The organism is Mycobacterium sp., assembly GCF_035314905.1.
Lineage (GTDB): Bacteria > Actinomycetota > Actinomycetes > Mycobacteriales > Mycobacteriaceae > Mycobacterium.
The window spans coordinates 1-11,720 of sequence record NZ_DATFYW010000068.1; the positions used below are offsets into that span (position 1 = coordinate 1).

General features: G+C 69.5%; 12 protein-coding genes and 1 pseudogene. 9 read left to right on the top strand and 4 right to left on the bottom strand.

Going from position 1 to position 11,720, the window contains the following annotated elements:
- The 5 genes from VKG81_RS05190 to VKG81_RS05210 all read left to right on the top strand — a co-directional run.
- A partial coding sequence (locus VKG81_RS05190; protein WP_324390339.1) for a biotin/lipoyl-containing protein occupies positions 1–1,512 on the top strand: 1,512 nt, incomplete at its 5' end.
- Complete coding sequence (locus VKG81_RS05195) at positions 1,509–2,669, top strand: acyl-CoA dehydrogenase family protein (RefSeq protein ID WP_324390341.1); 1,161 nt, start codon at positions 1,509–1,511, stop codon at positions 2,667–2,669. The genes VKG81_RS05190 and VKG81_RS05195, both read left to right, overlap by 4 nt.
- A 256-nt stretch (positions 2,670–2,925) precedes the next feature.
- Positions 2,926–3,993 carry a pyruvate dehydrogenase (acetyl-transferring) E1 component subunit alpha gene (gene pdhA, locus VKG81_RS05200; RefSeq protein WP_324390361.1) on the top strand — a complete coding sequence of 356 codons (1,068 nt, stop codon included), beginning with the start codon at positions 2,926–2,928 and terminating at the stop codon, positions 3,991–3,993.
- Positions 3,993–5,021 (top strand): alpha-ketoacid dehydrogenase subunit beta, encoded by a 1,029-nt coding sequence (locus tag VKG81_RS05205; protein WP_324390343.1) that lies wholly within the window; start codon positions 3,993–3,995, stop codon positions 5,019–5,021. Before pdhA ends, VKG81_RS05205 begins: the two co-directional genes overlap by 1 nt.
- Positions 5,018–6,175, top strand: a complete 1,158-nt coding sequence (locus VKG81_RS05210) for a dihydrolipoamide acetyltransferase family protein (protein WP_324390346.1) — start codon at positions 5,018–5,020, stop codon at positions 6,173–6,175. Before VKG81_RS05205 ends, VKG81_RS05210 begins: the two co-directional genes overlap by 4 nt.
- A 1-nt stretch (position 6,176) precedes the next feature.
- Here the strand turns inward: VKG81_RS05210 and VKG81_RS05215 are convergent, their stop codons facing one another.
- On the bottom strand, positions 6,177–6,941 hold the full coding sequence (locus VKG81_RS05215) for an enoyl-CoA hydratase (RefSeq protein ID WP_324390347.1): 765 nt from the start codon (positions 6,939–6,941) through the stop codon (positions 6,177–6,179).
- A 30-nt stretch (positions 6,942–6,971) separates the two neighbouring features.
- Positions 6,972–7,328 (bottom strand): hypothetical protein, encoded by a 357-nt coding sequence (locus VKG81_RS05220; protein WP_324390349.1) that lies wholly within the window; start codon positions 7,326–7,328, stop codon positions 6,972–6,974.
- 89 nt (positions 7,329–7,417) lie between these two features.
- Between VKG81_RS05220 and VKG81_RS05225 the strand changes: the two genes are divergently transcribed.
- Entirely contained in the window at positions 7,418–8,482 is a 1,065-nt protein-coding gene (locus VKG81_RS05225; RefSeq protein ID WP_324390351.1) for a dihydrodipicolinate reductase, read from the top strand.
- Here VKG81_RS05225 and VKG81_RS05230 read toward each other — a convergent pair.
- Complete coding sequence (locus VKG81_RS05230) at positions 8,423–9,121, bottom strand: NAD(P)H-binding protein (protein WP_324390353.1); 699 nt, start codon at positions 9,119–9,121, stop codon at positions 8,423–8,425. The genes VKG81_RS05225 and VKG81_RS05230 overlap by 60 nt on opposite strands.
- 104 nt (positions 9,122–9,225) lie before the next feature.
- On the opposite strand from VKG81_RS05230, the gene VKG81_RS05235 reads away from it, so the two are divergent.
- From VKG81_RS05235 to VKG81_RS05245, 3 genes and pseudogenes are all read left to right on the top strand, one after another.
- Complete coding sequence (locus VKG81_RS05235; RefSeq protein WP_324390355.1) at positions 9,226–9,621, top strand: cupredoxin domain-containing protein; 396 nt, start codon at positions 9,226–9,228, stop codon at positions 9,619–9,621.
- A 112-nt stretch (positions 9,622–9,733) separates the two neighbouring features.
- Positions 9,734–10,048, top strand: coding sequence for a hypothetical protein (locus VKG81_RS05240; RefSeq protein WP_324390357.1), 315 nt, complete (start codon positions 9,734–9,736; stop codon positions 10,046–10,048).
- A 192-nt stretch (positions 10,049–10,240) separates the two neighbouring features.
- A pseudogene (locus VKG81_RS05245) lies at positions 10,241–10,512 on the top strand (GlsB/YeaQ/YmgE family stress response membrane protein).
- 316 nt (positions 10,513–10,828) lie between these two features.
- Here the strand turns inward: VKG81_RS05245 and VKG81_RS05250 are convergent.
- A complete protein-coding gene (locus VKG81_RS05250) occupies positions 10,829–11,182 on the bottom strand; it encodes a hypothetical protein (RefSeq protein ID WP_324390359.1) in 354 nt (117 codons plus the stop codon).
- Between the last annotated feature and the right edge of the window lie 538 nt (positions 11,183–11,720).

Sequence of the window (11,720 nt, forward strand, 5' to 3'; positions counted from 1 at the left end):
GGCGGCGGTGGCAAGGGCATGCGGGTCGTGCGGCGCGAGGACCAACTGGCCGCCGCGCTGGCCGGTGCCCGGCGCGAGGCGGCCGCCGCGTTCGGCGACGACACCTTGTTCCTCGAGCGCTATCTGCGGCGCCCCCGGCACATCGAGCTGCAGGTGCTCGCCGACGCCTACGACACGGTGATTCATCTCGGTGAGCGGGAATGCAGCCTGCAGCGCCGGCACCAGAAGGTGATCGAGGAGGCGCCGTCGCCGCTGCTCGACGACGCGACGCGGGCCAGGATCGGCGCGGCCGCTTGCGACACCGCGCGCAGTGTCGACTACACCGGCGCGGGCACCGTCGAGTTCATCGTGTCGGCCGAGCGCCCCGACGAGTTCTTCTTTCTGGAGATGAACACCCGCCTGCAGGTCGAGCACCCGGTCACCGAGATGGTCACCGGCACCGATCTCGTCGAATGGCAGGTCCGGATCGCCGCCGGCGACGAGCTGCCGGTGACGCAGGATGACATCACGCTCTCCGGGCACGCGATCGAGGCCCGTGTCTACGCCGAGGACCCGGGCCGCGGGTTCTTTCCCACCGGCGGCAAGGTGCTCGGCATCGTCGAGCCGGCCGGGCCCGGGATCAGGGTCGACTCGGGTCTTGCGGCCGGCTATGTCGTCGGCAGCGAGTACGACCCGATGCTGGCCAAGGTCATCGCCCACGCCGGCGACCGCGCCGCCGCGCTGCGCTCGCTCGACCGCGCCCTGGCGGCCACCGGGGTGCTGGGTGTGGTGACGAACGTGGACTTCTCGCGTTTCCTGCTGGCCGACCCCGACGTGGCGGCCGGCCGCCTCGACACCGGCCTGCTGGAGCGGCGGATGGCCGATTTCGTGCCGGCCGCGCCCACCGACGATCAGCTGATCGCCGCCGCGGCCTACCGGTGGCTGCAGGCCTGGGCCGCATCGACCGACGACCTGTGGACCGAACCGTCCGGCTTCAGGGTGGGCGAGCGGGCGGCGACCGTGATCCGGCTGAGTGCCGGCGCGCGCACCGATCACGTCCGGATCGCCGGGCGCCCCGGCGCCGCGACGGTGACCGTCGAGGACGGCCAAGCCCGTTCGCTGTCAGCCGATTTGAATGGCGACAAGCTGGTCGTGACGCTGGACGGGCGGCGCGACGGCTACACCGTTGCGGCCGACGACGGGCAGATCTGGCTCTGCGGCGGCCACGGCACGGTCGCGGTGTTCCAGCTTCAGGAAGCGCCGGTGCGCCCAGACGACGAGCACAGCGGCGACGCGGAGCTGATCAGCCCGATGCCCGGCTCGGTCGTCGCCGTCGGTGTCGGCGACGGGGCGCCGGTACGGGCGGGCACCGTCGTCGTCGCGGTCGAGGCGATGAAGATGGAGCATGCGCTGACCGCCCCGATCGACGGGGTGGCCGAGCTGCTCGTCGGCGTCGGCGACCAGGTCAGGGTGGGCCAGCCGCTGGCGCGGATCATCGCCACCGGGAAAACCGAGAAAGAAGAAACACCATGACCGACTATTTGGCGACCGGCACGCTGCCCGACCACTACGGGCAGCTGGCCAAGACCGTGCGCGACTTTGCGCACAGCGTGGTGGCGCCGGTGAGCGCCAAGCACGACGCCGAGCATTCCTTCCCGTACGAGGTGGTGTCGGGGATGGCCGACATGGGCCTGTTCGGGCTGCCGTTCCCGGAGGAGTACGGCGGCATGGGCGGCGACTACTTCGCGCTGTGCCTGGCGCTCGAAGAGCTGGGCAAGGTCGACCAGAGCGTCGCGATCACGCTCGAGGCCGCGGTGTCGCTGGGCGCGATGCCGGTCTACCGGTTCGGCAGCAACGCCCAGAAGCAGGAATGGCTGCCGCAGCTGACCGGCGGACGCGCCCTTGCCGCGTTCGGGCTGACCGAGCCCGGCGGCGGCACCGACGCGGGCGCGACCAGGACCACCGCCAGGCTGGACGACGGCCATTGGGTGATCAACGGCACCAAGCAGTTCATCACCAACTCCGGGACGGACATCACCAGGCTCGTCACCGTTACCGCGGTCACCGGAACCGGCGCCGGCACGAGGGAGATCTCCGCGATCCTGGTGCCGGTGCCCACGCCGGGCTTCACCGCCGAACCGGCCTACAACAAGGTCGGCTGGAACGCGTCGGACACCCACCCGCTCACGTTCGACGACGTGCGGGTGCCGCACGAAAACCTGCTCGGCGAACGGGGACGCGGCTACGCGAACTTCCTGCGCACCCTCGACGAGGGCCGGATCGCGATCGCCGCGCTCTCGACCGGCGCCGCGCAGGGCTGCGTCGACGAATCCGTCAAGTACGCCAAGCAGCGGGAGGCCTTCAGCCGGCCGATCGGACGCAACCAGGCCATCGCGTTCAAGATTGCGCGGATGGAGGCCCGGGCGCACACCGCACGCACCGCCTACTACGACGCCGCGGCGATGATGCTGTCGGGCAAGCCGTTCAAGAAGCAGGCCGCGATCGCCAAGATGGTGGCCGGCGAGGCGGCGATGGACAACGCCCGCGACGCCACCCAGATCTTCGGCGGCTACGGCTTCATGAATGAGTTCCCGGTGGCCCGGCACTACCGCGACAGCAAGATCCTCGAGATCGGCGAGGGCACCACCGAGGTGCAGTTGATGGTGATCGCCCGCGAGCGCGGTTTGTAACGATTAGGTTGCTATCGCAGCGCCGCAGGTGACCGCGCCGCGTCCCCCGCGACACGGGCGGGGCCACCCGGTCCGCGCAACGCGGATTATGTGGTGGCGAGCGCATAATGGGGGTAGCGCCAGTGCTCCGGCGGGCCGGGCGGCAGGTCGCCCTCCGGGCCCTGTGAGGGCGCGCGAACGGGTTTGCTGAGACCCGTCGGGCAGTGACGCCGGCCGAACGGTCGAAGACCTAGGAGGCGGCGTGCCGACGATCCCGATGACCGTCGATTCCGAGCCGGTCACGTTGATCGGACCGGACGGTCTGCCGACCGCCGAGCAGCGTTACCGCCGCGACCTTCCCCCCGAGACCCTGTGCTGGCTCTACGAGATGATGGTCGTCACCCGCGACCTCGACGCCGAGTTCGTCAACCTGCAGCGCCAGGGCGAGCTGGCGTTGTTCGCGTCCTGCCGCGGCCAGGAGGCGGCCCAGATCGGCGCCGCGGCGGCGTTGCGCAAGACGGACTGGTTCTTCCCGCAATACCGCGAGCTCGGCGTGCTGCTGCTGCGCGGAATACCGCTGGACCGCCTCGCCGCGGTGTGGCGGGGCAGCTGGCACGGCGGGCTGGGGTTCACCGCGAAGCGCTGCGCGCCGATCGCGATCCCGATCGGCACCCATGGGCTGCACGCGGTCGGGGCGGCGATGGCGGCGCAGCGGCTGGGCGAGGACTCCGTCACGGTGGCGTTCGTCGGCGACGGCGCCACCAGCACGGGCGACGTGCACGAAGCGTGCAACTTCGCGTCCGTGTACCGCGCGCCGTGCGTGTTCTTCGTGCAGAACAACCAGTGGGCCATCTCGGTGCCGGTCAGCAGGCAGCTCGCCGGCCCGTCCATCGCCCACCGCGCCGTCGGCTACGGGATGCCCGGCGTGCGTGTCGACGGCAACGATCCGCTGGCCTGCTACGCGGTGATGGCCGAGGCCGCCGCGCGGGCCCGGCAGGGCGGCGGCCCGACGTTGATCGAGGCCCTCACCTACCGCCTCGGTGCGCACACCACTTCCGACGACCCGACCCGCTACCGCTCGCAGGAGGAGCTCGATCGCGCCACGGCGCTGGACCCGATTCCGCGCTACCTCGCATACCTGCGGCACCTCGGCCTGTTCACCGGGCGCTTGCAACAACGCGTGGCCGCGCATTCGTCGCGGATGCGCGGCGAGCTGCGTCAGGTGGTGCTCGCCGCCGCCGACCCGGACGTCACCGAGGTGTTCGACACCACCTATGCCGAGATCACCCCGGCACTGGCCGCGCAGCGCCGCGACCTGCGGGCCGAGCTGGCCAGGGAGGCGTGATGACGCAGCTCGTCGAACGGCCCGCGCCCCCGGCCGCGGTGCCGGTCGCGGAACGCCTGACCATGGTGCAGGCCGTCAACCGCGCCTTGCACGACGCGATGGCCGCCGACGAGCGGGTGCTGGTCTTCGGCGAGGATGTCGCGGGGCTGGGTGGGGTCTTCCGGGTCACCGAGGGGCTCGCCGCGGCTTTCGGGGAGAAACGATGCTTCGATACCCCGCTGGCCGAGTCGGCGATCGTCGGGATCGCTGTCGGGCTGGCGCTGCGCGGCTTCGTCGCGGTGCCCGAGATCCAATTCGACGGCTTCTCCTACCCCGCGTTCGACCAGATCGTCAGCCACCTGGCCAAATACCGCATGCGCAGCCACGGGGAGATCGACCTGCCCGTCACGGTGCGGATCCCGTCGTTCGGGGGGATCGGCGCCGTCGAACACCATTCCGAATCCACCGAGACGTACTGGCTGCACACCGCCGGCCTGAAGGTGGTTGTGCCGTCGACGCCTTCGGACGCGTACTGGCTGCTGCGGTACGCGATCGCTGGCCGCGACCCGGTCATCTTCCTGGAGCCCAAGCGGCGGTACTGGGCCCGGGAGGCCGTCGACACTACCGCTCCCGCTCCGGCGATCGGGCGTGCGGCGATTCGGCGAACCGGCTCGGATGTCACGGTGCTGACCTACGGCGGACTTGTCGGCACCGCGCTGCACGCCGCCGACCTGGCTGCGGGCACCCGCGGCGCCGACCTCGAGGTCGTCGACCTGCGTTCGCTGAACCCGCTGGACTTCGACACCGTCGCGGGCTCCGTCCGCAAGACCGGGCGCGCGGTGGTGATGCACGAAGGGCCGCGCACGCTCGGGTTCGGGGCCGAGTTGGCCGCCCGCATCTCCGAGGAGTTGTTCTACGACCTCGAGGCGCCGGTGCTGCGCGCGACCGGTTTTGACACCCCCTATCCGCCGGCGCGGCTGGAGAAGCTGTGGCTGCCGGGCCCGGACCGCCTGCTCGACTGCGTCGAGAAGACCTTGGAGCGGCCGTGAACGACGATCGCGTCAAGGACTTCCTGGTCCCCGATCTGGGGGAAGGCCTTGCCGACGCGACGGTCGTGAGCTGGCACGTCGCGGCGGGTGACGAGGTCGGGCTCAATCAGCCGCTGTGTTGCCTGGAAACAGCGAAGGCACAGGTGGAGATTCCCAGCCCGTACGCGGGCCGGGTCACCGAATGCCTTGGCGCCGAAGGCGACACGCTCGCGGTCGGCTCGCTGCTGGTGCGCATCGACACGCAGCCCGACGGCGCCAACGGCACACACGCCCGCGCGCCGGTGCTGGTGGGATACGGGGCGGACGACTCCTTCGACACCAGCAGGCGATCCGGCCGACCGCGGGCCGCGCCGGCCGTCCGCAAGCTGGCGGCCGACCTGCACGTCGACCTCGACGGCCTGCAACCTGGCTCGGGCGGCGACGGCGTCATCACCCGCGACGACGTGCTGGCCGCGGCGGCAAGCGGGGATGTGCTGCCGGTACAGGGTATCCGTGCCCGAATGGCCGAGCGGATGACGTTGGCGCGCCGTAACATTCCCGACGCCCATGCCAGTGTGCAGGTCGACGGCGGCGGCCTGCTGCGGCTGCGGGATCGGCTTGCCGCGGCCGGCCACGAGGTGAGCCCGTTCGTGTTGGTGTTGCGGCTGCTGACCATCGCGCTCACCCACCATCCGGTGCTGAACTCGACGTGGGTGGACTCGGCGAACGGCCCCGAGGTCCACACGCACCGCGCCGTCAATGTCGGCTTCGCCGTCGCCACCGGGCGCGGCCTGCTGGTCCCGGTGGTCGCCGACGCGCGGGGTTTGACGACACGTCAGCTGGCGCAGCGGGTTTCGGAGTTGATCGACGGCGCGAGGAACGGCACTCTCACGCCGGCCGAGTTGCAGGGGTCGACGTTCACGGTGTCGAATTTCGGGGCGCTGGGACTCGATGACGGCGTGCCCGTCATCAACTATCCCGAGGCGGCGATCCTGGGGATGGGCGCACTCAAGGACCGCGCCGTCGTCGTCGACGGCACGGTGACCGCCAGACCCACCATGACGCTGACCTGCGTGTTCGACCATCGCGTCGCCGACGGCGCGCAGGTGGCCGAATTCCTGCGCGAACTGCGGCACCTGGTCGAGACGCCGGAGACGGCGCTGCTCGACCTGTGAGCTAACGCCGCCGCGCGGCGGCCAGCCGTTGTCTGAACGCCGGCGAACGGATGGATTCGGCCTGCGGGCCGAGTTCGGCGCGGACCGCGAACGCGTGCTGGTCACTGTCGATCGCGCCCGGGCTGACGGTCGTGCGCATCGTGGCCTTCGTCGCGACCACCACGTCCCGGGGGGCGCCCGCGGGACCGGCCGCCAGCTCGAGTGCGGCCGCCACCGGGTCGTCGGCGACGGCCAGCGCCAGCCCGTGCCGGACCGCGGCCTGCGCGTCGAAGCGCATGCCGAACAGCAGCGCCGCCCGCGCGACCTGCGGGCCGACGGCGCGCTGCAGCATCCACGTCATCCCGCCCCCGGGGTGAATGCCCAGCTTCTGGAATCGCGCGTCGAACAGCGCGTTCGGGCCCGCGATCCGCACGTCGCAGGCCAGCGCGAGGTTCAGCCCGGCCCCGACCGCCGGCCCGTTGACCGCCGCGACGGTGGGCAGCGTGCAGTCGGCGACGGCCAGGAAGCCGTCATACAGGCGGGGGAGCTCACCCTCGGCGGCGTTGCCGAGGGCGCCGAGGTCGGCGCCCGCGCAGAACGCTGTGCCCGCGCCGGTGACCGCCACGGCGTGCACCCGCGGGTCGGCGTCGGCGCGTTGCACCGCCGCGCGGAGCCCCGCGCTGATCTCGTCGGTGACGGCGTTGCGGCGGTCGGGATCGTTGACCGTGATCAGCGCAACGCGGTCGATCACCTCGAACGTGACGCGGTCGGTTTCGGCCCGCTGCATCGGTCTACCCTACGTCCGGCGATGGCACGGTCAGCTAATCGGGCGTTGCCGAATGTGCGGTGCCGGCCCCACATGTTTCCCCTCTTGCTGCTGGCGCACCGCCTGGCTGAGCGCATCGAGGATCGCGTTGCCGGTCGGCAGCTCTTTGCGCTCCTCCTCACTCAGTTCGTAGAACATCCACAGGCCCCACGCGTTCGGCCGGACATACAGCGTCACCGGTTTGAGGTGAGTGCCGAACACCGCCGGCACCGAAACAACACCGCCCATCGCGGCTTCTTCGAGTAGCTGCTGCCGCAGACGCTGCACGTTCGTCGAATCGGCGAGCTGATACACCGTCGACTCGTTTGTGCGATGCGTCGGGCCTTGCAGCGCCAGGAACCACGGCATTGTCGTTTCCCCTCTGGTTGGTAGTGGCAGCGTCAGCGTAGAGGTTAGATTCGGTGGCGTCGCCGAAGTCGTCGGGCAAAGGAGCTGGCATGGCACTGCGGGTGATTCAGTGGGCCACCGGATCGGTCGGCAGGGCGGCGATCGACTGCGTCCTCAAACATCCGGAGCTGGAGTTGGCGGGCTGCTGGGTTCACTCGAAGGACAAGCACGGCAAGGATGTCGGCGAGATCATCGGCACATCGCCGCTGGGCGTGACCGCGACATCCAGCGTCGGGGACATTCTCGGGGCGCAGGCCGACGCGGTCGTCTACGCGCCGCTGATGCCGAACCCGGACGAGGTGGCCGCACTCCTGCGTTCGGGCAAGAACGTGATCACACCCGTCGGGTGGTTCTACCCGTCGGACAAGGAGGCCGCGCCGCTGGCCGCGGCGTGTGCGGAAGGCAACGTGAGCCTGCACGGCACCGGAATCAACCCGGGCGGGGTCACCGAGACCTTCCCGTTGATGCTGTCGGCGATGTCGTCGGGGGTGACGTTCGTCCGCGCCGAGGAGTATTCGGACATCCGGACCTACGGCGCGCCGGACGTGGTGCGGTGGATCATGTGTTTCGGCGCGACGCCGGAGGAGGCCGAACAGGGCCCGATGCTCAAACTCCTGACCGGCGGCTTCAACCAGTCGATGGCCATGGTGCTGGATGCGCTGGGGCTGACGGACCGCGCCGAGGTCAAGACCCTGCACGGCGTCGCGGTGGCCACCGAGCCGATCGACTCGCCGGTCGGCGTGATCGAGCCCGGAAAGGTTGCCGGTCAGCGCTTCCATTGGGAGGCCTACGTGGACGGCGAGGTTGTCGTCCGCATCGGGGTGCACTGGCTGATGGGGGAGGCGCACCTGGAGCCGCCCTGGACGTTCGGCACACAGGGTGAGCGTTTCGAGATCGAGGTCAAGGGCAGCCCGGACACCTTCGCCACGATCAAGGGCTGGCAGCCGGAAACCATCGAGGAAGGCCTCGTCAGCAACCCGGGAATCGTTGCGACGGCGGCGCATTGCGTCAACTCGGTGCCGTATGTGTGTGCCGCGCCGCCGGGAATCGTCACGTCACTGGAAATGCCGCTCATCGCCGGCCGGGCGCATCCCCGGCTGCTGGGCACCGGTTAGCGCCTCCGCGATCGGTGTGTCGCCGTTGATCACTTCCAGGGTCCGGCGTCCGGTGCGCGCGTCGTCGAGCAGCGCGACGAGTACGCCGGCCACGTCGTCGCGACTGACGTCGCCGCGCCCGGTGTGCTCGGCCAGACTCACCCGACCCGTGCCGGGATCGTTGGTGAGGCGGCCCGGCCGCAGGATCGTCCAGTCCAGCGCATCCCGGGACCGTATGTGGGCGTCCGCCGCGGCCTTGGCGCGAAGGTAGGCGGCGAAGACCGGGTCGGTGCCGGCAGGCGGCTCCCGGTCGGCGCCCATCGAGGAGATGACGAGGAAGCGCCGCACGCCGGCGGCCTCCGCGGCGTCGGCGAACAGGACCGCCGCGGCGCGATCGACGGTGTCTTTGCGCGGGATGCCGCTGCCGGGGCCCGCCCCGGCCGCGAAGACCGCCGCGTCCGCGGACGCGAGACAGCGCGCCACGTCGGCGACTCGGGCCGACTCCAGGTGGCACACCAGCGGTTCGGCGCCTGCGGCGCGGAGGTCGTCGGCCTCCTCCGGCTTGCGGATGATGCCGGCCACCTCGTCACCGCGCCCGGAGAGCAGCCGCTCCAGCCGCAACGCGATCTGGCCGTGCCCGCCCGCGATCACCACCCGCATGACGCCCACGCTACGCGGACGATGTCAGCGCATTCCCGGCCGGCGGCGCGCCGACTTCGATAGTGTGACTGGTTGTGTTGGCCTTCTGGCCTAGGCGCGTCGCGATGCGGATTTCGGCCGCATTGCTAAGTGTCGGTGTGCTCGCGGCGTGCGGTGGAGCCAACGAACCGTCGTCGACGTTTGTTCAGACGAAGACCGGTACCCAGTCGTCGATAACCAAGCTGCCGTTGACGTCGGCGCCCGCACCGGCCGCCGGCCAGATCGTGATCTCGAACTTCGCCTACACGGTGCCCGCCTCGGTGAGCCCCGGTCAGCAGATCACCGTCGTGAACAAGGACGACGCGAACCACACCGTCACGTCGGACCAGGACAATCTGTTCGACGTCCGGGTCTCGGGCGGCGGCGGCGTGGAGACCTTCACCGCCCCCACGACGCCGGGCGTCTTCCCGTTTCACTGCAAGTACCACGCCAACATGCACGGCACACTCACCGTGCAATAGCCACCCTCCCAATTCGGTGCTAATCCGTTGTGGCTTTGGTGCCAATCGGTTCCGGTCGCGACTTTGGCGAGATCCTGGTAGCAGAGGCCAGACGAATCTCCGGAGGACGCTCATGTCGCTCAAGCCGGGATACTTCGCCCCGTTGTTGCTCGCGGCCGGGGCCGCCGCGTCCATTGCCGTCGCGCCGGTCGGCGCCGCCGACCCGGTCTGGCCGGTAGGCGGGGGCGAGCCGGCCGACGCCACCCTTGATGACCTGGCATCCCAGGGCTACACCGTCCAGGTCAACTGGGTCAGCGGCTACCCCACGGTCCCGCTGTCGGAGTGCTGGGTCGACGCGATCCACGATCCCGACGGCCCGCCGACCCCTAAGGACCCGCTCGCGGTCGTCTACGTCGACATCGGTTGCCCGAGCAACAACATCGACTGAGCAAAATCGCAGTGTCTCAACACAGTTCACTTTGCGATGATGGAGCACGTATTCGGGAGCAGGTCGCCGCAGGCTGGTCGCTCGAACGAGTTACGATGCGAGGCAACTCGACTGCCGTTGTCTCCGCCGGTGGACGCTCAGATCCGGCTGGATTAATCTCCTCTCCAGTAGGCGTACCCGAAGGAGTTGGTCGTGGTCCTGCACATCATCTGGATGATCATCCTCGGGCTCGTCGTCGGGGCGATCGCGCGATTGATCGTGCCTGGTAGGCATCACATGGGCTGGATCGCACCGCGGTGCTCGGCATCCTCGGGGCCTATGTCGGCGGCACCCTGGGCAGCGTGATCTTCGAGCATCACTTCCCGATCACCCCACCGATCAAACACTCGTTCTTGGGTGCGCTGGTCGGCGCGGTGATTCTGCTGTTGGTCTACCGGCTCGTCGCGGGACGAACCAGGACCTAGCCCGGCAAAGCTGCGCACCGTGCCAAGACTTGCCCTGACGGTTGCCGCAGCGACGCTCACGATGGGGTCGCTGGTATCGGCCTGTGCGCCGCATGCAAGCCAAACCTCTCACGACACGGTCCTTCACCCGCCCACGATGACGACGCCGGCCGTGCAGCCGCTTTTCTGCGTCTCCTACTTCCGCGACGGCTGCATGCCGTGGCACTGGCGACGACCCGGCCCACGCGGATGGGCGTGCTATCCCTGTTGATCAGTAAAGCCCAGCTCAGCGTCATTTTCCGCTGTTACGATCGCGCTGCCCACAGCTGTTTGGCAACTAATCAGCAGCGGGCTTTGCGGCGCCCTTAGCAGCTGGCTTTGCGGGGGCCTCAGCGGCTGGCTTTGCAGCGCCCTGCTTTTTCAGCGTCTCGCTCGCGCTGTTAATGACGCTGCGCACGAACTCGTGCTGCGTCTCGACGAGCTTGTCCGCCATCTCCAGGGCGGCGTCGACGATGGTCTTGTTTCCCGACGGGCGATCGCCGCGCGCGGGAATCGCCTCATCGACGGTGCCAACGAACTTGCGTACGGCATCGATCGCGGCTCGCTGTCCGGATTCGACCGACTTGAGCACCTCCTCGGACAGGTCTGCCGCTCGCTCCACCACAGTCTGCTTCTCAGTGCTCTCCGCCATGATCGCGCTCCTAGGGTTGAATGCAGAAACGAGCATCGGCATCAGAATGCGCTCCGGCCGCGGCGTTCTATAGGGCCGATGGTCCCTGCTCCGCTTGATGTGAAAACGACCTCGGGGGAAGAGGCTGACGTGGGGTCGGGCTTGCGGGCCCAGTTGGTGAAGGTGCTGGATGTGGTTGCACAAGCGGACGGTGCCGCGGAGCGGGCTGGCGCGGGAAAGTGGTTGATATGCGAGGTTTTTCGCGGATATCTTCTGGTGCAGGGGTGTTTGCCGGTCGGTTGGGGTCGGGAGGCGAGCGTCGCCTTCTTCTCGCCCGATCAAACGCCGAGACCCGACGAATTATGGCGGGTTGTCGGCCCAACGCCGGGTGGCCGCCACGGCGGCGGCTTCGGCTGGCCAAGGTCGTCTTGCAGCTGGCGCATCACCGCTTCAATCGCAGCCGCGTAGGTGCCGCCGTTTTCTGAGCAAGTTCACCGCTGGGCTTGCAGTAGGGTGCGGATTTCTCTGGGGAGCTGATCCAGGGCCTTGTCCATCTGGG

Bases quoted from the DNA above. Each gene is read 5' to 3' on its own strand.
- VKG81_RS05195 (WP_324390341.1), top strand. From the start codon at position 1,509: ATGACCGACTATTTGGCGACCGGCACGCTGCCCGACCACTACGGGCAG.
- pdhA (WP_324390361.1), top strand. From the start codon at position 2,926: ATGACCGTCGATTCCGAGCCGGTCACGTTGATCGGACCGGACGGTCTG.
- VKG81_RS05205 (WP_324390343.1), top strand. From the start codon at position 3,993: ATGACGCAGCTCGTCGAACGGCCCGCGCCCCCGGCCGCGGTGCCGGTC.
- VKG81_RS05215 (WP_324390347.1), bottom strand. From the start codon at position 6,941: ATGCAGCGGGCCGAAACCGACCGCGTCACGTTCGAGGTGATCGACCGC.
- VKG81_RS05220 (WP_324390349.1), bottom strand. From the start codon at position 7,328: ATGCCGTGGTTCCTGGCGCTGCAAGGCCCGACGCATCGCACAAACGAG.
- VKG81_RS05225 (WP_324390351.1), top strand. From the start codon at position 7,418: ATGGCACTGCGGGTGATTCAGTGGGCCACCGGATCGGTCGGCAGGGCG.
- VKG81_RS05230 (WP_324390353.1), bottom strand. From the start codon at position 9,121: ATGCGGGTGGTGATCGCGGGCGGGCACGGCCAGATCGCGTTGCGGCTG.
- VKG81_RS05235 (WP_324390355.1), top strand. From the start codon at position 9,226: ATGCGGATTTCGGCCGCATTGCTAAGTGTCGGTGTGCTCGCGGCGTGC.
- VKG81_RS05240 (WP_324390357.1), top strand. From the start codon at position 9,734: ATGTCGCTCAAGCCGGGATACTTCGCCCCGTTGTTGCTCGCGGCCGGG.
- VKG81_RS05250 (WP_324390359.1), bottom strand. From the start codon at position 11,182: ATGGCGGAGAGCACTGAGAAGCAGACTGTGGTGGAGCGAGCGGCAGAC.